18 protein-coding genes are annotated in these 23,097 nt (G+C 62.4%); 14 read left to right on the top strand and 4 right to left on the bottom strand.

Annotated features, from left to right (window positions below):
- Positions 1–11: 11 nt before the first annotated feature.
- The 14 genes from IGS58_RS23585 to IGS58_RS23520 all read left to right on the top strand — a co-directional run bounded on the left by IGS58_RS23585 (position 12) and on the right by IGS58_RS23520 (position 18,416).
- Positions 12–1,082 carry an aldose epimerase family protein gene (locus IGS58_RS23585; RefSeq protein WP_230522849.1) on the top strand — a complete coding sequence of 357 codons (1,071 nt, stop codon included), beginning with the start codon at positions 12–14 and terminating at the stop codon, positions 1,080–1,082.
- Between the two features lie 196 nt (positions 1,083–1,278).
- Positions 1,279–3,021, top strand: a complete 1,743-nt coding sequence (locus tag IGS58_RS23580; RefSeq protein WP_034752921.1) for an IlvD/Edd family dehydratase — start codon at positions 1,279–1,281, stop codon at positions 3,019–3,021.
- Positions 3,022–3,033: 12 nt separating this feature from the next.
- Positions 3,034–4,026: an AraD1 family protein gene (araD1, locus tag IGS58_RS23575; protein WP_070279987.1), complete on the top strand. Its 993-nt coding sequence runs from the start codon at positions 3,034–3,036 to the stop codon at positions 4,024–4,026.
- Complete coding sequence (locus IGS58_RS23570) at positions 4,023–5,600, top strand: aldehyde dehydrogenase (NADP(+)) (RefSeq protein ID WP_230522848.1); 1,578 nt, start codon at positions 4,023–4,025, stop codon at positions 5,598–5,600. The genes araD1 and IGS58_RS23570 overlap by 4 nt, the downstream gene beginning before the upstream one ends.
- A gap of 86 nt (positions 5,601–5,686) precedes the next feature.
- A complete protein-coding gene (locus IGS58_RS23565; RefSeq protein ID WP_230522847.1) occupies positions 5,687–6,454 on the top strand; it encodes an SDR family NAD(P)-dependent oxidoreductase in 768 nt (255 codons plus the stop codon).
- 208 nt (positions 6,455–6,662) lie between these two features.
- On the top strand, positions 6,663–8,207 hold the full coding sequence (locus tag IGS58_RS23560) for an alpha-N-arabinofuranosidase (RefSeq protein WP_230522846.1): 1,545 nt from the start codon (positions 6,663–6,665) through the stop codon (positions 8,205–8,207).
- A gap of 68 nt (positions 8,208–8,275) precedes the next feature.
- Positions 8,276–9,310 (top strand): arabinan endo-1,5-alpha-L-arabinosidase, encoded by a 1,035-nt coding sequence (locus IGS58_RS23555; RefSeq protein ID WP_230522845.1) that lies wholly within the window; start codon positions 8,276–8,278, stop codon positions 9,308–9,310.
- 8 nt (positions 9,311–9,318) lie between these two features.
- The gene (locus IGS58_RS23550; protein ID WP_230522844.1) at positions 9,319–11,676 is read left to right on the top strand and encodes a glycoside hydrolase family 127 protein; all 2,358 of its coding nucleotides are present in this window, start codon (positions 9,319–9,321) and stop codon (positions 11,674–11,676) included.
- A gap of 162 nt (positions 11,677–11,838) precedes the next feature.
- Complete coding sequence (locus IGS58_RS23545; RefSeq protein WP_034783686.1) at positions 11,839–12,801, top strand: ABC transporter substrate-binding protein; 963 nt, start codon at positions 11,839–11,841, stop codon at positions 12,799–12,801.
- Between the two features lie 9 nt (positions 12,802–12,810).
- The gene (locus IGS58_RS23540) at positions 12,811–14,352 is read left to right on the top strand and encodes a sugar ABC transporter ATP-binding protein (protein WP_230522843.1); all 1,542 of its coding nucleotides are present in this window, start codon (positions 12,811–12,813) and stop codon (positions 14,350–14,352) included.
- The gene (locus IGS58_RS23535) at positions 14,349–15,431 is read left to right on the top strand and encodes an ABC transporter permease (protein WP_070258457.1); all 1,083 of its coding nucleotides are present in this window, start codon (positions 14,349–14,351) and stop codon (positions 15,429–15,431) included. Before IGS58_RS23540 ends, IGS58_RS23535 begins: the two co-directional genes overlap by 4 nt.
- Positions 15,428–16,402, top strand: coding sequence for a galactofuranose ABC transporter, permease protein YjfF (gene yjfF, locus IGS58_RS23530; protein ID WP_230522842.1), 975 nt, complete (start codon positions 15,428–15,430; stop codon positions 16,400–16,402). The genes IGS58_RS23535 and yjfF overlap by 4 nt, the downstream gene beginning before the upstream one ends.
- Before the next feature lie 4 nt (positions 16,403–16,406).
- Positions 16,407–17,381: a glycoside hydrolase family 43 protein gene (locus IGS58_RS23525; RefSeq protein WP_070258461.1), complete on the top strand. Its 975-nt coding sequence runs from the start codon at positions 16,407–16,409 to the stop codon at positions 17,379–17,381.
- Positions 17,382–17,474: 93 nt separating this feature from the next.
- Entirely contained in the window at positions 17,475–18,416 is a 942-nt protein-coding gene (locus IGS58_RS23520) for a LysR family transcriptional regulator (protein WP_034752932.1), read from the top strand.
- A gap of 209 nt (positions 18,417–18,625) precedes the next feature.
- Here IGS58_RS23520 and IGS58_RS23515 read toward each other — a convergent pair whose 3' ends face one another.
- The 4 genes from IGS58_RS23515 to IGS58_RS23500 all read right to left on the bottom strand — a co-directional run bounded on the left by IGS58_RS23515 (position 18,626) and on the right by IGS58_RS23500 (position 22,991).
- Positions 18,626–19,891, bottom strand: coding sequence for a DUF6445 family protein (locus IGS58_RS23515; protein WP_034783677.1), 1,266 nt, complete (start codon positions 19,889–19,891; stop codon positions 18,626–18,628).
- Between the two features lie 46 nt (positions 19,892–19,937).
- On the bottom strand, positions 19,938–20,669 hold the full coding sequence (locus tag IGS58_RS23510; protein ID WP_230522841.1) for a hypothetical protein: 732 nt from the start codon (positions 20,667–20,669) through the stop codon (positions 19,938–19,940).
- Positions 20,670–20,704: 35 nt separating this feature from the next.
- The gene (locus IGS58_RS23505; RefSeq protein ID WP_230522840.1) at positions 20,705–21,526 is read right to left on the bottom strand and encodes a hypothetical protein; all 822 of its coding nucleotides are present in this window, start codon (positions 21,524–21,526) and stop codon (positions 20,705–20,707) included.
- Positions 21,527–21,611: 85 nt separating this feature from the next.
- Positions 21,612–22,991 carry a caspase family protein gene (locus tag IGS58_RS23500; RefSeq protein WP_230522839.1) on the bottom strand — a complete coding sequence of 460 codons (1,380 nt, stop codon included), beginning with the start codon at positions 22,989–22,991 and terminating at the stop codon, positions 21,612–21,614.
- Between the last annotated feature and the right edge of the window lie 106 nt (positions 22,992–23,097).

Here is a 23,097-nt window from a genome sequence, read left to right as displayed (position 1 = left end):
GACCCGACGCCATGACCCCAGTTGATTCTGTTTCAGTGACGCAAGCGCCGTTCGGCATCCTGCCCGATGGCCAGCACGTCAGCGTATTTACCCTGACGAACCGCCAGGGCATGCAAGTCAAGGTGCTCGACTTTGGCGCCATCATCAGCGAAATCCACGTGCCGGACCGCGACGGCAGCTTTGCCGACGTGGTACTCGGTTTCGAGCGCATCGAACCGTATCTGCACAACAGCGCTTTCCTAGGCGCCGTCATCGGCCGCTTCGGCAACCGCATCGCGCAGGGGCGTTTCAGCCTCGACGGCAAGGATTACCAGCTGGCCGTCAACAATGCGCCAAACCACTTGCATGGTGGCAATCAGGGCTTTCACCAGGTCATGTGGCAGGCCGAGCCGTTCACCAAGGATGATGTGGTTGGTGTCACGTTCACGCGCAGCAGCCCGCACGGCGAAGACGGCTATCCGGGCAAGCTGGACGTCACCGTCGTGTACGAACTGGACAACGACAATGCGCTGAGCCTGCGCTACCATGCCGTCACGGACCAAGCCACGCCCGTCAACTTGACCAACCACAGCTATTTCAATCTGGCGGGGCAGGGCGATATCCTCGGCCACGCGCTGTCCATCAACGCGGACCGCTACCTGCCCGTGGACGCGGGGTCGATCCCCACGGGCGAACTGGCGGACGTGGCCGGCACGCCGTTCGATTTGCGCCAGAGCACCATCATCGGCGACAGCATCGCCCTGCCGCATGAGCAGCTGGGCATCGGCCGTGGCTATGACCATAACTTCGTGCTCAATCAACAGGCGGAGCAAGGGCTGAAGCTGGCCGCCACCGTGCGCGATCCGCAATCGGGCAGGGTGATGCAGGTGTACACGCAGGAGCCCGGTGTCCAGTTTTATTCGGGCAATTTCCTCGACGGCAGCCAGCCCGGCAAGCTGCGCGCCAACAGCTATCGCAGCGCGCTATGCCTGGAAACCCAGCATTTCCCGGATTCGCCGAACCAGTCCCACTTCCCCAGTACCATTTTGCGGCCGGGTCAGGAGTATCGGACGCAAACCGTGTATCGCTTTTCCGCCGAGTAAGCACCCCGGCCAAAACAGCCTGCGCCCTGCCGCCACGTGCGCGCAGGGCGTTTTCATTGGAGCATGCCGATACCGTTTTCGATATCGGAACGCATTAAAAATTGATTGGAAAGGCATGGCAGGATTCTTTAGTATTCCAACATCGCTGCCCGGGCCGACGACATTAGATCCGGCATGGCACAACCAGGAGAATGGCATGTCTGAGACAAAAAAGAAGGTTGCCCTGCGCTCTGCCGAGTGGTTCGGCTCGCAGGACAAGAACGGCTTCATGTACCGCAGCTGGATGAAAAACCAGGGCATACCTGACCACGAGTTTCACGGCAAGCCGATCATCGGCATCTGCAATACCTGGTCCGAACTGACACCCTGCAACGCCCATTTCCGCCAGTTGGCCGAACACGTCAAGCGCGGCATCCTGGAAGCGGGCGGTTTCCCGGTGGAATTCCCTGTCTTCTCGAATGGCGAATCGAATTTGCGCCCGACGGCCATGCTGACGCGCAACCTGGCCTCGATGGATGTGGAAGAATCGATTCGCGGTAATCCGATGGACGCCGTCGTGCTGCTGGTCGGCTGCGACAAGACCACGCCAGCGCTGCTGATGGGCGCGGCCAGCGTCGACATCCCCACCATCGTCGTCAGCGGCGGCCCCATGCTGAACGGCAAGCTCAATGGCAAGGATATCGGTTCCGGTACGGCCGTGTGGCAGCTGCACGAGCAGATGAAGGCCGGTTCCATCACCTTGCACCAGTTCATGTCGGCCGAATCGGGCATGTCGCGCTCGGCCGGTACCTGCAACACCATGGGTACGGCCTCGACCATGGCCAGCATGGCCGAAGCGCTGGGCACGTCGCTGCCGCACAACGCGGCCATCCCTGCCGTCGATTCGCGCCGCTACGTGCTGGCGCATATGTCGGGCATCCGCATCGTTGAAATGGTGCACGAAGACCTGCGCCTGTCGAAAGTGCTGACGCGCGAAGCGTTTGAAAACGCCATCAAGGTCAACGCCGCCATCGGCGGCTCCACCAATGCCGTGATCCATTTGAAAGCGATTGCCGGCCGCATCGGCGTGCCGCTGGAGCTGGAAGACTGGACCAAGGTAGGCCGCGGCACGCCGACCATCGTCGACCTGCTGCCGTCGGGCCGTTTCCTGATGGAAGAGTTTTACTATGCGGGCGGCTTGCCGGCCGTGATACGCCGCCTGGGCGAGGGCGACTTGCTGCCGCACAAGAATGCGCTGACCGTCAACGGCAAGTCGCTGTGGGACAACTGCGTCGAAGCGCCGATCTACAACGATGAAGTGGTGCGCACCTTGGACAACCCGCTGCTGGCCGATGGCGGCATCTGTGTGCTGCGCGGCAACCTGGCGCCACGCGGCGCCGTGCTGAAACCGTCGGCCGCTTCGCCGCACCTGATGCAGCACCGCGGCAAGGCTGTCGTGTTCGAAGATTTCGAGCATTACAAGGCCCGTATCGTTGATCCGGATCTGGATGTGGATGCGAACTCCGTGCTGGTGATGAAGAACTGCGGTCCGAAAGGCTATCCGGGCATGGCTGAAGTGGGCAACATGGGCTTGCCGCCGAAACTGCTGGCGCAAGGCATCACCGACATGGTGCGCATCTCGGATGCGCGCATGAGCGGTACCGCCTACGGCACCGTCGTCTTGCACGTGGCGCCGGAAGCGATGGCGGGCGGCCCGCTGGGTATCGTGCGCGATGGCGACATGATCGCCCTCGATTGCCACAACGGCAGCCTGAATATCGACATCAGCGACGCGGAAATCGCCGAGCGCCTGGCGGCCCGCGAACTGGGCAGCGCGCCCGGGCCGAAGAGCGGCTACCAGCAGCTGTACATCGAACACGTGTTGCAGGCCGATGAAGGCTGCGATTTCGACTTCCTGGTCGGCAATCGCGGTTCCGCCGTGCCGCGCCACTCACACTAAGCGGAGAATCCCATGCTGTTGCTGCAATTTACGAATGAACATGGCGGCCGCCTGGTCGGCCTGCTGCAAGACGACCAGATCCGCGTTATCGAAGGCTACAACACGACCTATGCGCTGGCGCAAGACGCCATCCGCAAGAAGGTTAACCTGGCGGAACTGGTCAATGCTACCGTCGGCAACACCACGCATTCCTATGCCGACGTGGCCGCCGGCGGCCGTGTGCTGCCGCCGCTGGACCACGCGGACGAGGCGCACTGCTACGTGACGGGCACGGGCCTGACCCACCTGGGCAGCGCCGGCGCGCGCGACGCCATGCACAAGAAGATCGGCGGCGATGCGGAGTCCCTGAGCGACTCCATGAAAATGTTCCGCCTGGGCGTGGAAGGCGGCAAGCCGACTGACGGCACGGCCGGCGCCCAGCCGGAATGGTTCTACAAAGGCGACGGCTCCATCGTGCGCGCGGGCGGCCAGCCGCTGCGCATGCCGGACTTTGCCCTCGATGGCGGCGAAGAGCCGGAAATCGCTGGCCTGTACGTGATCGGCGACGATGGCCAGCCCTACCGCGTCGGCTACGCCATCGGCAATGAATTCTCGGACCACATCACGGAACGCCAGAACTATCTGTACCTGGCCCACTCGAAACTGCGTGCCTGCAGCGTCGGGCCGGCCCTGCTGGTGGGCGAATTGCCCGCGCACATCGCCGGCGCCTCGCGCGTGCTCGATGCGGCTGGCAATGTGCGCTGGGAGAAGGCGTTTGTCAGCGGCGAAGAGAATATGTCGCACACGATTGCCAACCTGGAACACCACCACTTCAAGTATCCGCTGTTCAAGCGCCCCGGCGACGTGCATGTGCATTTCTTCGGTACGGCCACCCTGAGCTTTGCCGATGGCGTGAGCGTGGCGCCGGGCGAAACCTTTGAAATCGAAGCGCCGGCCTTTGGCCCCGCCTTGCGCAACCGCCTCGACGTCTTCCCAACCGAATTTGCGAAAGTGAGCACATTATGAGTTTCAATATCACCGGTGATGCATTGATCGGCGGCGTTGCCGTCCAGGGTAATGGCGGCTCCTTCCAAGCCTGGGATCCGGCCGCGCGCGCGCACATCGCGCCTGCCTTCCACATGGTTGACGTAGCGCAAATCGACGCAGCCTGCCGCCTGGCGCAAGCCGCGTTCGACCCATTCCGCGCTACCACGGATGCGGAACGCGCCGATTTCCTCGACACCATTGCCGCGCAAATCGGCGAACTGGGCGACGACCTGATCGTGCGCGCCATGACGGAAAGCGGCTTGCCGCGCGCGCGCCTGGAAGGCGAACGTGGCCGCACGGTCGGTCAGCTGAAACTGTTCGCCGGCTTGCTGCGTGAAGGCTCGTGGACGGATGCGCGCATCGACAGCCCGCTGCCTGACCGCGTGCCGCCGCGTCCTGACTTGCGCTTGCGCATGATCGGCCTGGGCCCCGTCGCCGTGTTTGCGGCCAGTAACTTCCCGCTGGCCTTTTCCGTGGCCGGTGGCGATACGGCCTCGGCCCTGGCTGCCGGCTGCCCCGTCGTGCTGAAAGCCCACTCGGCCCACCCTGGCACGTCGGAGCTGGTGTCGCGCGCCATCGTGAAAGCGATTGCCATCTGCAAGCTGCCGGCCGGCGTGTTTGCCTTGCTGACGGGAACGGGCAATGGCATCGGCCAGGCGTTGGTGGCCCATCCGGCCATCCAGGCCGTCGGCTTTACGGGTTCGCGTTCGGGCGGCATCGCCCTGATGAAGGTGGCGGCGGAACGTGCGCAACCGATACCCGTGTATGCAGAAATGAGCAGCATCAACCCCGTGTTTGTGCTGCCGCAAGCCTTGGCCGCCCGCGGCGCGGCAATCGCCAGCGGTTTTGCCGCCTCGCTGACCATGGGTGTGGGCCAGTTCTGCACCAATCCCGGCCTCGTGCTGGGCCTGGAAGGCGCCGACTTTACGGCCTTTGCCGCCGCTGCCGCCGAAGCGCTGGCACCGGCGCCTGCCGCCACCATGTTGACGGCTGGTATTGCCAGCAGCTATGCCAAGGGCGTCGCCGCCCTGGCGCAGCACGCCGATGTGACGCCGCTGGTGCAAAATACGGGCGACGAAGGCAAGGGCGCCGCCGCCCTGTTCGTCACTTCGGGCGAAGCGTTTTTGGCCAAGCACGACTTGCGCGACGAAGTCTTCGGCCCCGCCTCCCTGCTGGTGGCTTGCCGCGACATGCAACAGTTGCTGGCGATCACGGAAAGCCTGGAAGGCCAGCTGACGGCCACCCTGCAGATGGATGCGGGCGACCTGGACAATGCGCGCCGCCTGCTGCCTGTGCTGGAACGCCGCGTGGGCCGCATCCTGGCCAACGGTTTCCCCACCGGCGTGGAAGTGTCGACGGCCATGGTGCACGGCGGCCCGTTCCCGGCCACCTCCGATGGCCGCAGCACCTCGGTCGGCACGGCAGCCATCAACCGCTTCCTGCGTCCCGTGTCGTACCAGAACCTGCTGCAGGACTTGCTGCCGGAGTCGCTGCGCGATGATAATCCGCTGGGGATCTGGCGCCGTCACGATGGCGTGCTGGGCAAGGACTAAAACCTGCTGCGCGGCGGGGCCAACGGGCCTTGCCGCGCCGGCTTGTGTTGCGCGTTGTACATAAAAAATAAACAGGTGGAGACAAGATGAAGCAATTGGCGAAATATGGCAGCTTGCAGGGCAAGCGCGTGTTCATCACGGGCGGCGGCAGCGGCATCGGCGAATCCCTGGTGGCGGAATTTGCCGCCCAGGGCGCGCTGGTGGCGTTTGTCGATATCGCCGTGGAAGCGAGCGAGGCCCTGTGCCGCCGCCTGGCCGAAGCGGGCTGGACGGCACCCTTGTTCCGCCATTGCGACATCACGGATATTCCATCGTTGCAAGCCGTCATGGCCGAACTGGCAGGCGAGCTGGGCGACTTCGATATCCTCGTCAACAATGCCGCCAACGACCAGCGCCACCAGGCGCAGGACGTGACCCTGGAATACTGGAACGAGCGTATTGCGATCAATCAACGTCCCATGTTCTTCACGTGCCAGGCCGTCTTCGAAGGCATGAAGCGCCAGGGCGGCGGTTCCATCATCAACGTCAGCTCGATTTCCTGGCACATGAAGTCGGGTGGCTACCCCGTGTATGCCACCACCAAGGCGGCCGTCGTGGGCCTCACGCGGGGCCTGGCGCGCGATTATGGCGCCCACAATATCCGCGTCAACACGGTCACGCCGGGCTGGGTCATGACGCAGCGCCAGATCGACCTGTGGGTCGACGAGGCGGCCGAAGTGGAAATCAAGAAAAGCCAATGCTTGCCAAGCAAGCTGATGCCGCAGGACATCGCCGCCATGGTGCTGTTCCTCGCTTCCGATGACGGCGCGATGTGCTCGTCCCAGGAATTCATCGTCGACGCCGGCTGGGTTTGACAAAACGTCCAGGGCGTTGTTGCCTTGCCTAGCCGTACGTTCGTACTGTCTTCGGCAAGGCGCCTAGCCCTGAACGTTTTGTCGGCCGCGGGCCTTCCCGCCTTACCCCATTCGTGTATGCCTCCCACTCCGTAGCAGGAGAGGCATCGCCACATCCATTGCCGGCTTGATTCCGGCCCTTGCTTTTCACTTAAAAACAGGAGACAGCATGAAATTCATCAATACCAGCATCGCGGCCTTGAGCCTGGTCGCCGGCAGCGCCTTTGCCGCGCCCGTCAGCGTCACCATCGACGTGGCCAAGCCCGGTTCCGTGATCAACAAGAACGTGTACGGCCAGTTCGCCGAGCACCTGGGTACCGGTATCTACGAAGGCATGTGGGTAGGCCCGGACTCGCCGATTCCGAACACCAAGGGCTGGCGCAATGACGTGCTGGGCGCGCTGAAACAGTTACACGTGCCCCTGGTCCGCTGGCCGGGCGGCTGCTTTGCTGATGAATATCACTGGAAGGACGGCATCGGCGGGCGCGCCCAGCGCCCGACCAAGGTCAATACCAACTGGGGCGGCGTGGAAGAATCGAACGCCGTCGGCACGCACGAATTCTTCGACCTGGCCGAGCTCCTGGGCGCGCAAACCTACATCAACGGCAACCTCGGTTCCGGCACGCCGCAGGAAATGTCCGAATGGCTCGAATACATGACGTCGGACAGCAAGTCCACCCTGGCCGAGCTGCGCCGCAAGAATGGCCGCGCCCAGCCGTATAAAGTCGATTACTTTGGCATCGGCAATGAAGCCTGGGGTTGCGGCGGCAATATGCGCCCGCAATACTACGCCGACCTGTACAAGCACTATCACACCTTCATGAAGACGCCGGAAAGCGCGCGCCCGAAATTCATCGCCAGCGGCGGCAATGACGACGACATCAGCTGGTCCAGCACCCTGAGCCGCGAAATCAAGCCGAACATGATGGACGCCATCAGTTTCCACTACTACACGGTGCCGACCGGCGTGTGGGAAAAGAAGGGCGCCGCCACGGGCTTTGGCGAAAATGAGTGGATTTCCACCCTGAGCCGTACCCTGCGCATCGATAGCTTGATCAAGAACAATATCGCCGCCATCGACAAGAACGATCCATCGAAAAAGACGGGTTTGTACGTCGATGAATGGGGCACCTGGTACGACGTGGAGCCGGGCACCAACACGGGTTTCTTGTTCCAGCAAAACAGCTTGCGCGATGCGCTCGTCGCCGCCCTGAACTTCAATATTTTCCACGCCCATGCAGACCGCGTGCGCATGACGAATATCGCGCAAATGGTCAACGTGCTGCAGGCGATGATCATCACGGACAAGGATAAATATTTCCTCACGCCCACGTATCACGCGTTTGAAATGTACGTGCCGTTCCAGGATGCCACATCGTTACCGGTCGCCATCAATGGCAATGGCAAGTACAGCCTGGGCAAGGTCAGCATTCCGGAAGTCAGCGCCTCGGCCGCGCGCGCCAAGGATGGCAAGGTGTACTTGTCCTTGGTGAATACCAACCCGCACAAGGCTGTCGACGTGAGCGTGGCGCTGGCCGGCAAGCAAGTGTCCAGCGTGGCGGGCCGCGTGCTGACCGCAGGCAAGATGGATGCCGTCAACAGCTTTGCGCAACCGCAAGCCGTACAACCGGTGGCGTTCAATGCCAAGGCGCAAGGCGGCAAGCTGACCGTATCGGTGCCCGCCAAGGCCGTCGTGGTGGTGGCTGTCGAATAGTCTTCACCCCTTGTCATTCATCCGGCCGGCCCGCATGATGGGCCGGCCCATTCATATCGGAGTAGACGATGCATACATTGACCCGCGGCATGGCTGCCATTCTGGGCACCCTGGCGATCATGGCTGCCGCGCACGCGGACCAGGTCAGCGTGCACGACCCCGTGATGGCCAAAGAAGGCGACACGTATTATCTGTACAGCACGGGTCCCGGCATCACCTTTTACAGTTCGAAAAACATGGTCGACTGGCAGCCCGAAGGGCGCGTCTTTGCGGGCCAGCCCACGTGGGCAAAAACAGCCGCTCCATCGTTTGACGACCATATCTGGGCGCCCGACGTACAATTCCATGACGGAAAATATTACCTGTATTACTCGGTGTCCGGCTTCGGCAAGAACACGTCCGGCATCGGCGTGACCGTCAACACCACCTTGAATCCCCGTTCGCCCGACTACCGCTGGGTGGACCAGGGCATGCTGCTGCAATCCGTGCCCGAGCGCGACGAGTGGAACGCCATCGACTCGAACATCATCACCGATGCCAAGGGCACGCCATGGATGTCGTTCGGCTCGTTCTGGAACGGCATCAAGCTGGTGAAACTGACGCCCGACTGGACCCGTATTGCGGAACCGCAAGAGTGGCATTCCCTGGCGCGACGCGTGCCCTTGCCGCCAAGGGCCGGCGAATTCAAGCCCGCACCGGAGGAAATCGAAGCGCCGTTCATCTTCCAGCGCGGCAGCGATTACTTCCTGTTCGTCTCGTGGGGCTTGTGCTGCCAGAAGGAAAAAAGTACCTACCACCTGGCCGTGGGCCGCTCGACTAGCGTGACGGGTCCCTACCTGGACAGGGATGGCCGTGACATGGCGCAGGGCGGCGGCACGGTGGTGCTGCAAGGCGACAAGGACTGGAAGGGCCTGGGCCACAACAGCGCCTACACCTTCGATGGCAAGGATTACCTGGTGCTGCACGCGTATGAGACGGCGGACAATTACTTGCAGAAGCTCAAGATCCTGCCCATGACGTGGGACAAGGATGGCTGGCCGCAGGTCGATGCGCGCGACTTGAACCGCTATCAAAGCCGCCAACTGCCGGCCGCCAAACCCTGAGGGCGCCCATGCAAAAGACCTTGTTGACGCTGGCGCTGGCCGCTGGCGGCCTGCTCGCGCCTGCGGCACAGGCAGCCGAGCTGTTTCCCCTCTCGTCCGTGCGCTTGAAAGCGGGACCGTTTCTCGATGCGCAAACGACGGACTTGCACTATCTGCTGGCGTTCGATCCGGACAAATTGCTGGCGCCGTTTCGCCGCGAGGCGGGCTTGCCGCAGGTGCAGTCCAGCTATGGCAACTGGGAATCGACAGGGCTGGACGGCCACATGGGCGGGCATTACCTGTCCGCGCTGGCGCTGATGGTGGCATCGACGGGCGACGCGCAGGCGCGCGAACGCCTCGACTACATGCTGGTGGAATTGAAGAAATGCCAGGACGCCAATGGCAACGGCTACCTGGGTGGCATCCCCGATGGCAATGTGGCCTGGCAAGCCATTGCCAAGGGTGAGTTGCAGGCCGATACCTTCTCCGTCAATGGTCGTTGGGTGCCGTGGTACAACCTGCACAAGGTGTTTGCCGGCTTGCGCGACGCCTACCAGCACGCCGGCCATCTTGAAGCGAAGGCCATGCTGATCGCCTTGTCGGACTGGGCCGTGAATTTGTCGGCCTCGCTTACCGATGCGCAGATGCAAGCCATGCTGCGCGCCGAACATGGCGGCATGAACGAAGTACTGGCCGACGTCTACGCGATGACGGGCGAGCAGCGCTACATGGACCTGGCCGTGCGCTTTTCGCACCAGGCGATCTTGCAGCCGCTGGCGGCGCAGCAGGACAAGCTGACGGGCCTGCATGCGAATACGCAGATCCCGAAGGTGATCGGCTTCGAGCGCATCGGCGCGCTGACGGGCCGGCGCGACTGGCAGCAGGCGGCGACATTCTTTTGGCAAACCGTGCACGACAAGCGCACGGTGGCCATCGGCGGCAATAGCGTCAAGGAGCATTTCCACGACGAGCACGATTTTTCCGCTATGGTGGAAGAGATCGAAGGGCCGGAAACGTGCAATACCTACAATATGCTCAAGCTCACGGAGCAGCTGTTCCGCCGCGATGAGCAGGTGCGCTACGCGGATTACTACGAGCGCGCCCTGTACAACCATATCCTGTCGTCGCAGCGCCCGGGCACGGGCGGCTTCGTGTATTTCACGCCCATGCGCCCGAACCACTACCGCGTGTATTCGCAAGTGGACAAGGGCATGTGGTGCTGCGTGGGGTCCGGTATCGAAAGCCAGGCCAAGTATGGCGAGTTCATCTACGCGCACGAAGGCGACGCCCTGTACGTGAACCTGTTCATGGCGTCCACGCTGGACTGGAAAGAGCAGGGCGTGAAGATTATCCAGAGCACGCAGTTTCCGGACCAGGACACGACGCGCATTACCGTGCAGGGCAATAAGACCTTCAGCATGAAGATCCGCTACCCGCAGTGGGTAGCCAAGGGCAAGCTGCGCCTGAAGCTCAATGGCAAGCCCATGCGCGTCGCTGGCGTGCCGGGCGACTATGTGACCATCACGCGCGCCTGGAAGTCCGGCGACACCGTCGATGTCACTCTACCCATGACCACGCGCCTGGAACAGATGCCGGACCAGTCGAATTACTATGCCGTGCTGCATGGCCCCATCGTGCTGGCCGCCAGGACGCAGCCGTTCGCCAATGAAGCCCTGAATTACTTTGCCGACGACTCGCGCATGGGCCATATCGCCCAGGGGCAAGTGTGTCCGTTGGAATCGTCGCCCCTGTTCGTCAGCGATGAGAAGGATTTCATGCGGAGAATCCGTCCCGTGAAGGGACAGCCGCTGACGTTTACGGCGCCCGGGTTGATCCAGGGCAAGGATGCGGCGAAGATAAAACTGATCCCGTTCTTCCGCCTGCATGACTCTCGCTACATGCTGTACTGGCCCGTGTCCACGCCGGCCAGGATGGCGCAGCTGCAGGAAACCACCGGGCAAGCCGAAGCGCAGCGCCTGGCGCTCGATGCGCAAACCATCGACCAAGTGGCGCCCGGGCAGCAACAGCCCGAGTCCGACCACGGCTTCCAGGCGGAAGGGGGAGAAAACGGCGTCAACAAGGGCAGGCACTGGCGCCATGCGACAGGCTGGTTCAGCTATGAACTGAGCGACCCGCAAGCCGAAGCGAAGCGATTGCGCCTGACCCTGTCCACCCTGGATGCGGGCCGCGTCTTTGACGTCCTGATCAACGGCATCAAGGTCGAGACGGTCGCCGTGGCGGCCGATGCGCCGCAAGAGCTGCATACGGTCGATATTGCCGTGCCTGCGGCCTTGGTAGCGGCCGCCAAGGGTAAATTGCGCGTGAAATTTGTCGCTGGCAAGGATTCCGTGGCGGGCGGCCTGTACGGACTGCGCCTGCTGCGCTGAGGGAAGAGGGACTCTGCTTGCGATACCGATACGTAAATCGGTATCGCAAGCGAAAAAGAATTGATTGGATGGCTATGTTGCTTTCTCCTACCATGGGTTCATAAAAAACCGCCCATCCGGCATCCGGCTGTGATGGTATTCCAAAAAAAACTGGAGACAAGAATGAAATTGACACGCCGCACACTCCTCGCCAGCGCCATGCTGCTCGCACTGTCCGCTACTTCTTCCGCTTTCGCCGCCAAGCCCCTCGTCATGGGCTTTTCGCAGGTGGGCGCCGAAAGCGAATGGCGCACCGCCAATACCGTCTCCATCAAGGATGCCGCCAAGAAAGATGGCGTTACCCTGAAATTTGCCGATGCCCAGCAAAAGCAGGAAAACCAGGTCAAGGCGCTGCGCTCGTTCATCGCGCAAAAGGTCGACGTCATCGCCTTCTCGCCGGTCGTTGAATCGGGCTGGGATACCGTCTTGCGCGAAGCCAAGGCTGCCAAGATTCCCGTCATCCTGACGGACCGCGCCGTCAACGTGGCCGACAAATCGCTGTACGTGACCTTCATCGGTTCCGACTTCGTGGAAGAGGGCCGCCGTGCCGGCCAATGGCTGCTCGAGCATGCCAAGAAAACCCCGGACGCCACCCTGAACATCGTCGAGCTGCAAGGCACGGTGGGCTCCGCCCCGGCCATCGACCGCAAGGCGGGCTTCCTGGAAGTGGTGGGCAAGAATCCGAAGATGAAGATCATCCGTTCGCAAACGGGCGACTTTACGCGCGCCAAGGGAAAGGAAGTGATGGAAGCCTTCCTGAAGGCCGAAGGCAAGAAGATCAACGTGCTGTACGCGCACAATGACGACATGGCCATTGGCGCCATCCAGGCCATCGAAGAAGCGGGCATGAAACCGGGCAAGGACATCATCATCATCTCGATCGATGGCGTCAAAGGCGCGTTCGAGGCCATGATCGCCGGCAAGCTGAATGTCACCGTCGAGTGCAGCCCGCTGCTGGGTCCGCAACTGATGTCCATCGCCCGCGATGTGGTGGCCGGCAAGCCCGTGCCAGCGCGTATCACGACGGTGGAAGGCGTGTTCCCTGCCGAGGTGGCCGCCAAGGAATTCCCGAACCGTAAGTACTAAGCTTGCCGCATGATGAAGACGCAAGTGAAACACAATGCCGCGCCAGCTCCCTTGCTGGAGTTGCGCGGCATCAGCAAGTCCTTTCCCGGCGTCAAAGCCCTCAGCGACGTAGCCCTGCGCCTGTATCCGGGTGAAGTGCACACCTTGATGGGGCAAAATGGTGCCGGGAAATCGACCCTGATCAAGGTGTTGACGGGCGTCTACACGCCCGACAGCGGCCAGATTTTGCTCGATGGCAAGCCCATTGCGCCCGCGTCCACCTCGGATGCCCAGGGACTGGGCATCAGCACCGTGTACCAGGAAGTCAATCTGTGCCCGAACCTGTCGGTGGCGGAAAATATCTTTATCGGCCGCTATCCGCGCCGCTTTGGCGCTATCGACTGGCGTGGCATGCAGCAACAGGCGCGTGCCTTGCTGCAGCAATTGCAGATCGATATCGATGTCACGGCGCAACTGTCCAGCTTTCCGCTGGCCATCCAGCAAATGGTGGCCATTTCGCGCGCGCTGAACATTTCGGCCCGCGTGCTGATCCTCGATGAACCCACGTCCAGCCTGGACGAGGCGGAAGTCAATCTGCTGTTCTCCGTGCTGCGCCGCCTGCGCGAGCAGGGCATGGCGATCCTGTTCGTCACGCACTTTCTGGACCAGACGTATGCCATTTCCGACCGCATCACCGTCATGCGCAATGGCGAGCGCGAGGGAGAGTACGCGTGCAGTGAGCTGTCGCGCCTGGCGCTGGTGAACAAGATGATCGGCGTGGCGGCCGACACCGTGATGCAAGAGCTTGATCTGGCGCAAGAAGCCGGCGCCGCCAGCTTTGGTCCCACCGTGCTCGAAGCACGGGGACTGGGCCGCAAGGGCGCCTTGCTGCCCATGGATTTCCACATCCGCCAGGGTGAATTGCTGGGCCTGGCCGGCTTGCTCGGTTCGGGCCGCACGGAACTGGCGCGCCTGCTGTTTGGCGCCGACAAGGCCGATTCCGGCACGATCACGATGCAGGGCCAGCCACGCCACTTCAGCGTGCCGCGCGATGCGATTGCCCGGGACATCGGCTTTTGCTCGGAAGACCGCAAGCATGAGGGCGCGATTTTGTCGCTGTCCGTGCGCGAAAACATCATCCTGGCCTTGCAGGCCCGCACGGGCTTGCTGCGCGCCATCCCGTTCAAACGCCAGCAGGCGCTGGCCGACGAATATGTGAAGGCGCTCGGCATCAAGACGGCCAGCATCGAAACCCCCATCGGCAGCCTGTCCGGCGGCAATCAGCAGAAAGCCTTGCTGGCGCGCTGGCTGGTGACGTCGCCCGCCATGCTGATTCTCGATGAACCGACGCGCGGCATCGACGTGCGCGCCAAGCAGGAAATCATGAGCTATGTAAGCAAGCTGTGCCGCAAGGGCATGGCCATCCTGTTCATCTCGTCGGAGCTGCCGGAAGTGCTGCGCTGCAGCGACCGCATCGTCGTCATGCGCGACCGCAAGGCCTGCGGCGACTATGCGCGCGGCGAGCTGGACGACAGTTCCGTGCTGCAAGTGATCGCCGGAGACGCCACATGAGTTTATCCACGCCATCGAGCGCGCCGCTGGCGCGTGCGGCTTCCCTTACGAATGCTTCCATGTTGCAGAGTGTCTTGCATCACCCCCTGAGCCGGCCCCTGGCCGCGCTGTTCTTGCTGCTGCTGGTCGACTTCTTCGCCATCCCCGGCTTTTTCCATCTGGAAATTCGCGACGGTCACCTGTACGGCAGCGTGATCGACATCGTCAACCGCGCCGCACCGCTGATGCTGGCGGCCTTGGGCATGACCCTGGTGATCGCCACGCGCGGCATCGATATTTCCGTGGGCGCCGTCGTGGCCCTGTCCGGCACCGTGGCCGCCATGCTGATCGGCGGCACCATGGTGATGGAAAATGGCGTGCCGACCTACGTGAGCAACATTCCCATGGGCTGGGCCCTGGCCGCCGCCCTGGGCGCGGCCTTGCTGTGCGGCGCCTGGAATGGCGTGCTGGTGGCGGGCCTCGGTTTGCAGCCCATCGTCGCCACCCTGATCCTGATGGTGGCGGGGCGCGGCCTGGCGCAATTGCTCACGGATGGGCAGATCGTCACCGTCTACTACCAGCCCTTCTTTTTCATCGGCAGCGGTTACCTGTTCGGCTTGCCGTTTTCCCTGTTCCTCGTCGCTGCCGTGTTCCTCATCACGGCCGTGCTGATGCGCAAGACGGCCTTGGGCCTGTTCATCCAGGCCGTCGGCATCAATCCCGTCGCCGCGCGCCTGGCCGGCATCAAGACGGCGACCCTGATCTTCTTCGTCTACGTGTTTTGCGCCGCCTGTGCGGGGCTGTCGGGCCTGATGATCAGCTCGAACATCAAGAGCGCCGACGCGAACAATGCGGGCCTGATGCTGGAACTGGACGCCATCCTGGCAGTGACCCTGGGCGGTACGTCCCTGGCTGGCGGCAAGTTCAGCTTAGTCGGCAGCATGATCGGCGCGCTCATCATCCAGACCCTGACCTACACCATCTATTCGCTGGGCGTGCCGCCGGAAGTCAACATGGTGGTCAAGTCGGTCGTCGTCTTCCTCGTCTGCCTGTCGCAATCGTCGGAATTCAAGCAATTGCTGCATCGGAGAAAAGCATGAAGGGCTTGCTGCACACCCCGTATTTCACCTCGCTCGTCACGGTCTTGCTGCTGGTGGTGATGCTGGGCCTGGGCGGCGCCGCCTACCCGGGCCTGCTGTCGACGCAGGTCATTTTTAACTTATTGATCGATAACGCCTTTTTGCTGGTGATCGCCGTTGGCATGACCTTCGTCATCGTGTCCGGCGGCATCGATCTGTCCGTCGGTTCCGTGCTGGCCCTGTCGACCATGATCGCCGCCTGGCTGCTCAACGTGGCGCACTGGCCGCCGCTCCTGGTGATCGTCACCGTGCTGGCGCTGGGCACCGTATTTGGCGCCAGCATGGGCGCGCTGATCCATTATTTCAAATTGCAGCCGTTCATCGTCACCCTGGCCGGCATGTTTCTGGCGCGCGGGCTGTGCTACTTGATCAGCATCAACTCCATCACCATCGATGATCCGCTGTTCGTGGCCATGTCGCAGACGCAGTTGCAATTTCTTGGTGGTTTTGTCTCGCCGGGCGTGGTGATCGCCGTGGTCACTTTGCTGCTGGCCATCTGGCTGGCGCACGCCACGCCGTTCGGCCGCGCCGTGTATGCGATCGGCGGCAATGAACAATCGGCCTTGATGATGGGGCTGCCTGTCTGCCGCACCAAGGTGCTGATCTATGCCTTCAGCGGTTTCTGCGCCTCGCTCGGCGGCGTGCTGTTTTCGTTCTACATGCTGTCCGGCTATGGATTGCATGCGCAAGGCACGGAACTGGACGCGATTGCCGCCGTTGTCATCGGCGGTACCCTGCTCAGCGGCGGCTACGGCTACGTGGCGGGCGCGCTGTCGGGCGTGCTGGTGCTGGGCACCATCCAGACCCTGATCGCCTTCGACGGCACGCTCAGCTCGTGGTGGACCAAGATCGTCATCGGCGGCCTGCTGTTTGTCTTTTGCGTCGTGCAAAGATTGATGGCCATGGGCCAGAAAAATACCAACGGGAGTTAATCTGATGTTCAAGCAACACACACTTGCCGCAGCCATCGGCATGGCGGCGGCGCTCGCCTGCGCCCCATTCGGCGTGCAGGCGGCCAACCCCATCGTGAAAAATATCTACACGGGCGACCCGGCCGCGCTGGTCGACAATGGCAGGGTGTACCTGTACGTCGGCCACGATGAAGCGAGCGCCACGGATACGGATTACCGCATGAACGAGTGGCGCGTGTATTCCTCGTGCGACATGGCGAACTGGACGGACCACGGCTCGCCCGTGCGTTACTCGACCTTCGCGTGGGCCGGCAAGGATGCCTGGGCCGGCGACATCGTCAAGCGCGGCAACAAATACTATTTTTATTCGACCGTCGACCACAAGACCATCCCCGGCAAGGCCATCGGCGTAGCCGTGTCCGACAGCCCGACCGGGCCGTTCGTCGATGCGCGCGGCAGCGCCCTGATCACGAACGACATGACGAAGCAGACGGCCATTCCCTGGGACGACATCGATCCAGCCGTCTTCATCGATACGGACGGCCAGGCCTATATTTACTGGGGCAACACGGTCTTGAAATACGCCAAGCTGAAAGCGAACATGACGGAGCTGGACGGCCCGATCCTGACCTTCGGCATGGATGCGTTTACGGAAGCGGCCTACATGCACAAGCATGCGGGCACGTATTACTTGTCGTACTCGCGCAATTTCCCGGAAGAAACGGCGTACTCGACAGGACCGACGCCGACAGGTCCCTGGCATTTCCGCGGCACCATCATGGACAAGAATGCCGTCGTGAAAACCATTCACCAGGCCATCATCGAATTCAACGGCAAGTCCTACATCTTCTATCACAACGACAAGTTGCCCGGCGGTGGAGAATACCGGCGCTCCGTGGCCGTGGAAGAGCTGAAATACAAGCCGGACGGCACCATCGAATTCATCCATCAAACGGCCGGTCCGGCCGCCAATCCCAGCGCCGCCTGCAAGGCATCCTGAACGCTCGTTGACTACGCACAAAAAGGAGACACACCGATATCTATAACATCGATATTGAGTTAGAACCGATATCGATCATGATATGATTTATTCATGGATACCCTCAACCCCAACTGGTTCTTGCGAGCCCGCCTGAAGACGCGGCAATTGCTGCTGTTGATCGCCCTTGACGAGCAGCGCAACATCCACCGCGCGGCGGAAGAATTGCACATGACGCAGCCGGCGGCGTCCAAGCAAATCAAGGACCTGGAAGAGATGCTGGACGTGCGCCTGTTCGACAGGTTGCCGCGCGGCATGGAGCCGACCATCTACGGCGAGACGATGATACGCCACGCGCGCATGGCCCTGACGAGCCTGTCGCTGGCGCATGACGACATCGTCGCCCTGAAGTCGGGCTTGACGGGCCAGGTGGAAGTGGGCGTCATCATGACGCCGGCCATGGCCTTGCTGCCGCGCGCGATCGCCCGCATCAAGCAGCAGGCGCCGCTGATGCGCATCGGCGTGCACCTGGAGCACAGCAATACCCTGATGGACATGCTGCAGCACGGCACCCTGGACTTCATGATCGGGCGCATCCTGGAAAAGGAAAGCAGCGCCGGCCTCATCTACGAGGAATTGACGGAAGAGCCGGCCAGCGCCGTGGCGCGCAATGGCCATCCGCTGCTGTCGCGCAAGAATCTGCAATTGAAAGACCTGGCGGGCCAGCCGTGGATCTTGCCGCCGCAAGGCAGCATCCTGCGCCACCGCTTCGACATGATGTTCCGCCGCGCGGGGCAGGAGCCGCCTGTCGACGTGGTCGACACGACGGCTTTGCTGCTGATTACGTCCTTGCTGCAGCAAACGGACTCGCTGCACGTGATGCCGACGGAAGTGGCGCATTACTATGAATCGTTGAACGTGCTGAGCATTTTGCCCATCGAATTGCCGTGCAAGATGGATGCGTTCGGCATCATCCGCCAGCAGGATCATTTGCTGTCGCCGGGGGCGGATATGCTGCTCAAAGCTGTGCGGGCGACCGCTGCGGACATGTATTGACGATCACCCAATAAAACGTCCATGGCGTTGTTGCCGTGCCTTGTCGTACATTCGTACTGCCTGCGGCACGGCGCCTAGCCCTGAACATTTTCTTCGGCGCCGTCACCAACTTCGGGGATTTTTACCGCCAATTAATCGGGCACTTCAAAAAAGACAGGTAGGTCGGATTAGCCCGCAGGGCGTAATCCGACAATACCCGCGCAGCATGCCTAATCGGGCACCTCAAAGAAAAACAGCTGCACCAGTCTGCCATTTTCCGGCGTGTCGCCAAACACATTGCTGATCGAGTGAAAGTAATGGCCCTTGTACACGATCAGGCGATTGTGGCGCATGGGCACTTCCAGCAGCGCTTGCCAACTGTCGCGCTGTTCCTGCAAGTCGTTGAATTTCTGTACTTTACTGTTCGGCAGCCAGCGCTTCTGGAAATCCTTGAAGCTGGCATAGCCGCCCGCTTTCACGTCCGCCTCGGGTAATCGCCGGTACCAGCCGCTGGGCTGGTGGCGCCAGAAGGTGGTGCCGCCCTGGCATTGCTCGGGCGGGTTCAGATACAGCACGCCTGCATAGAAATTGAAATTGTTGCCCGTCTCATTGTCCACGTGGATATCCGTGCGCGCCATCGCGTCCGCATAGCTGAGGCGGTACGAGCCATTGTCGGGCGAAATGAAACGGATGGGGCGGCCCAGTGCCGTGGCGATGCGCTCCATGATGGCTTGACTGGGCTGGCCCGCCGTCTGGCTGCCCGGATAGTTTTGTCCCGCATAGCGCTGCTGCTCGAACGGCAGAGCCAGCGCCTGCGCGCGCCAGGCGGCCGGGTCGGGCAGGAAATCGTCGAGGATGTGCAAATCTGTTTCGCGGATAAAATCGTGCAGGGTGTCAGCGACATTGAGCGGCGTCAATGTCTCTGCCTGTTCCGCTTGCGGACTGGCAAAGCCGATGCAGCACGTTTGCGCCAGCGCAGGATGCAGCGCCAGGCCTTGCGCGTAGCGGGCCAGCGCCAGTTCCTGCTGTCCCGTGCGGTAGTACAGCTCGGCCAGTCCCTGCAGGGTTTGCCAGCGCTGCGGACGCAAGGCATGGGCCCGTTCCAGCTCGGCGATGGTGTCCGCCAGCTGCTGTTTGCCCATCAGCAATTCGGCATGGCTGATGGCGAAATCGTGTTCGTGCGGCGCCAGCCGCGCCGCCGTGGCGTAGCTGGCCAGCGCCGCCTCGTTGTCCGTGCCGCGCAACACATTACCGAGGTTGTAGTGGAACAGGGCATTATCGGGCTGTTGCTTGAGCGACAGTTTTAACAGGCCCAGGCCGATGGCGCCCTGGCCCAGCTCCAGCATCGCCAGGCCCTGGAAATGCTGTGCTTCGGCCAGGGCCGGGTTCAGTTTATGGGCGGCCTGGTAGGCGTTGATCGCCTCGATCAGCTTGCCCGCCTGCTGCAGCCGTTGCCCGTTTGCCAGATGTTGTTCCGCCAGTGTCTGTTCGCCCATGTCGCTATCCCGATGCAATGTGGCGAACAGTGTAACCGAGCCCGTTCTACTGCGCCTGGCTGACGGGAATTTCTTCCCCGTTCAGCTTGATCGCCACCTTGACGATCTGCGCCTTGACCTGATGGCTGGCCATGTCCGCTTCCTGGGCGTAGGCGTACACGACGATGGCGAAGTCCTTGTAGCCGCTGCGCGCCGCCTCGATCTTGCGCGCCGCCTCCTGGCCCACCTTCAGCAGCGAATAACCGTCGCCATTCGTGAACGCCAGCTTGTAGTCGCCGTTGTCGTACATGTAGTAATACGTGCCCGCTTCGGCGAACTTGGCGGGGAAGGCGGCCTTGTCCATGGCGTACGGCGACAGCGCGCCCTGGCCATTGATCTGGTAGCGCAGGTAGCGCCTGGTTTTCGCTTCGCTGACCTTGGCGTCGATCTGCGGTTTCAGGGCATCGAGCACTTCCTGCTTGCGGAAGGCATCGTTGCTGCCCGCATATTCGCGCGAGATGCGCTGCGCCACGGCCGCATAGTCGGGCGGCACGCCGGACAGGGCGATGTAGCTGTACATCAACTGGTTGCCGCTGGTGATGTCGACATAGCTGGCGCTTGGCGTGGCGGCGTCCGCTTGCGGCAGGCTGGCGGCGGCCGCTTTTACCTGCGCCTTGGCGGCCAGGTCCGCGACATTCGCGGCGACGGGGGCAGAAGCGGCTGGTGTGGCGTTATCCGTCTTGCCGCAGGCGGACAGGAGCACGGTGATGGCGAGCAGGGAGGGGAAAGTGCGGTTCATGGTATTTCCTTCAGTATGGGTGTGTAAGAGGTGACTTAGCCGACGGTTTTGCGTTTGTATTCGCCATAACCGTAAGCGGCCAGAACAATGCTGGCGGCCAGCACCAGGTAAAAGCCGATGCCGAACGAGAGTCCCTGCCAGACCTGCCCCAGCATTTCGCTGGCCATCTGCTCTGCCATGCGTGCCGCGCGCGAGCCCATGATGCCGCCCATGGCGTTGCCCGCGTCGCTGACGGCGCCCTTGATCTTGAGGAACAGCAAGCTGCTGTGGATGACGACGAACAGCAGCGGCGCGCACTTGCCCAGCGCCGCTTTCGGGTGGCTGCTGGCCATGGTGGCGCAGCAGGCGGCAATGGCCAGCAGGAAGAAGAATTGTGCCGAGGTAAAACCGCCGCCGCCATCGCGGGCAAAGCTTTCCAGGCTGTCGGCGGACAGGCCCAGCAGCTGCCAATAGGTGCGCGAAACGGAGGCGAACAGGCGGATGCCGATGGTGTTGAAGACAAAGGCGCCGGCGATCAAGATACCCAGGCTGGCCAGCACCTTGATGCCCAGGGCGGACACGGCCTGGCCCCACAGCTGCTGGCCCTTGTCGCGCGCCAGTTTCGCCGCGCCGGCCATCTCTTCCTGCGCCAGTTGCTGCGTTGCCACGGCGCTGACGGTGGCGAGGCCGCCTGCGTCATCGAAGCGCACGTCGACGACGGCATTGATGGCGGGCGCCACGTCCGAACGCCAATGCGTGGCCACGTCGAAGGCATGTTGAATGCCGGCCACGCTGACGGAACCTTGTCCGCTCGGTTGGTAGGCGAGGATGCGGCCCCGTTGGCCGGTGGTGATTGCTGCTGGGCTGGATGGTTGCATGGGATTTCCCTGGTCACTGTCATGCTGTATTGCATGTACCCACGGATAACGGGGGCAGTTCAGGGAAATCCAAAATTATTTGGAATTATTTTTTCGGCGGCTGCATCAGGTCCTTGGCGGCGCCCTGGTAATCCTTCATCAAGCCCATGAAGGCGTCCTGCAAATGCCGGGCAGCATCCTGCGGCGGCGCGCCCGTGCGCCGCGCCAGGTCGAATTTATACGCGTGCGCGGCCGTGTAGCCGGCCTGCGAGGCGGCGTCCAGCAGCACGCCCGCCCGTTTCAGCGAGGCTGGGTCACCTTTGACCATCAGCAATTCCGCCAGATAGGTCTGGGCGATGGGAAAGTCTTTCGCGGCGGCTTTTTCCAGCCACTGCATGCCCGCCTTCGGCTGTTTGATGCCCGCGTCGCCGCCGCCGATGCCATAGCCGAGGGCCGTCAGCGCCACCAGGTCCCCGCCGCGCGCGCGCTTTTCCAGTTGCTGGCGGGGAAACGGACGGGCCGCGATCTGCATGCGGATTTCATAGTTGATGTCTTGCAGCACGTTGCCTGGCCACACCTTGGCACCGGATGCGGCAGGCTTCTCCACCGTCGGGGCAGGCGCCCGCATGCCGTTGTTGCCCGATGCCAGTACGCCCGGCGCCGGCGGGCTGACGCCCTTGCCGCTGCCCATGTTCAGTACCAGCCGTGCCGACGTTTCGCCAAACGACACGCGGGGCTTTTGCACGTCGTGCGTCATGGCGGCGACCCGTGCCGCCACTTGCGAAAATACGTCGCCCATGGACAGGCCCGGTGCGTCGAGCGCGTCGAGCAGGGCGCTCGTATAGGGACTGTTGCGCGAATCAGGCGACCAGAAATCGCGCGCCAGGGCACCGGGACCGGCTGAATAGGCGATCACCACGCCGCGTGGCGCTTGCGTGTCGGCAAAGCCATGGCTGGCCGCATTGCCGCCGCCGGGAACCACTGCGGCGCCGCCGCGCGTATATTCCTGGCGGCAAGCGTCAAGGATCAGCACGGCGCCGCGCGCGCCCGTGCGCTGCAAGTCGCCCGCCAGGCTGGAAACGGACACGCCCTGCGCGGCAATGGCGGCCGCACTGAGCGCATTCATGTTCGCGCCCAGCGGCAGCACATAATTGGCTTCGCCCGCCTGCGCGCCGTGGCCCGCGTAAAACACGAGGGCGATATCGGCGCCGCGCGCCTGCGTGGAAAACTCGGCCGAGGCCTTTTGCAGCTGCGCCGCATTGATGTCCGTGCGCAACAGCACTTCAAAGCCCAGGCGGCGCAAGAGGTCGGCCATGGCGCGTGCATCGTTCACGGGGTTCAGCAAGGGTTGCGGATAGGCAGCGTTGCCGATCACCAGGGCGATGCGCTTGCCGGAACCGCTGGCGGCGGTCCCCACGGCCGCTTGCACGACATTGCCGCAGAGTAAAAAGATGAGGCTCAAAAACAGGGGAATCAGGCGATGCATCGGGGTCTCGGGGATTGTCGTGTGAGTAACAAAAGTTAGCGATTTCCAGTACGGTATGAGAAAATTGCCTAAATGCATTTTACCTGACTGACAAGTTTGTCTTGTT

It is taken from the genome of Janthinobacterium sp. EB271-G4-7A (assembly GCF_020858075.1).
Classification (GTDB): Bacteria; Pseudomonadota; Gammaproteobacteria; order Burkholderiales; family Burkholderiaceae_D; genus Janthinobacterium; species Janthinobacterium lividum.
This window is presented reverse-complemented; position numbering and strand designations above follow the sequence as displayed.

Coding starts and splice junctions, on each gene's coding strand:
- IGS58_RS23585 (WP_230522849.1), top strand. CDS start 12: ATGACCCCAGTTGATTCTGTTTCAGTGACGCAAGCGCCGTTCGGCATC.
- IGS58_RS23580 (WP_034752921.1), top strand. CDS start 1,279: ATGTCTGAGACAAAAAAGAAGGTTGCCCTGCGCTCTGCCGAGTGGTTC.
- araD1 (WP_070279987.1), top strand. CDS start 3,034: ATGCTGTTGCTGCAATTTACGAATGAACATGGCGGCCGCCTGGTCGGC.
- IGS58_RS23570 (WP_230522848.1), top strand. CDS start 4,023: ATGAGTTTCAATATCACCGGTGATGCATTGATCGGCGGCGTTGCCGTC.
- IGS58_RS23565 (WP_230522847.1), top strand. CDS start 5,687: ATGAAGCAATTGGCGAAATATGGCAGCTTGCAGGGCAAGCGCGTGTTC.
- IGS58_RS23560 (WP_230522846.1), top strand. CDS start 6,663: ATGAAATTCATCAATACCAGCATCGCGGCCTTGAGCCTGGTCGCCGGC.
- IGS58_RS23555 (WP_230522845.1), top strand. CDS start 8,276: ATGCATACATTGACCCGCGGCATGGCTGCCATTCTGGGCACCCTGGCG.
- IGS58_RS23550 (WP_230522844.1), top strand. CDS start 9,319: ATGCAAAAGACCTTGTTGACGCTGGCGCTGGCCGCTGGCGGCCTGCTC.
- IGS58_RS23545 (WP_034783686.1), top strand. CDS start 11,839: ATGAAATTGACACGCCGCACACTCCTCGCCAGCGCCATGCTGCTCGCA.
- IGS58_RS23540 (WP_230522843.1), top strand. CDS start 12,811: ATGATGAAGACGCAAGTGAAACACAATGCCGCGCCAGCTCCCTTGCTG.
- IGS58_RS23535 (WP_070258457.1), top strand. CDS start 14,349: ATGAGTTTATCCACGCCATCGAGCGCGCCGCTGGCGCGTGCGGCTTCC.
- yjfF (WP_230522842.1), top strand. CDS start 15,428: ATGAAGGGCTTGCTGCACACCCCGTATTTCACCTCGCTCGTCACGGTC.
- IGS58_RS23525 (WP_070258461.1), top strand. CDS start 16,407: ATGTTCAAGCAACACACACTTGCCGCAGCCATCGGCATGGCGGCGGCG.
- IGS58_RS23520 (WP_034752932.1), top strand. CDS start 17,475: ATGGATACCCTCAACCCCAACTGGTTCTTGCGAGCCCGCCTGAAGACG.
- IGS58_RS23515 (WP_034783677.1), bottom strand. CDS start 19,891: ATGGGCGAACAGACACTGGCGGAACAACATCTGGCAAACGGGCAACGG.
- IGS58_RS23510 (WP_230522841.1), bottom strand. CDS start 20,669: ATGAACCGCACTTTCCCCTCCCTGCTCGCCATCACCGTGCTCCTGTCC.
- IGS58_RS23505 (WP_230522840.1), bottom strand. CDS start 21,526: ATGCAACCATCCAGCCCAGCAGCAATCACCACCGGCCAACGGGGCCGC.
- IGS58_RS23500 (WP_230522839.1), bottom strand. CDS start 22,991: ATGCATCGCCTGATTCCCCTGTTTTTGAGCCTCATCTTTTTACTCTGC.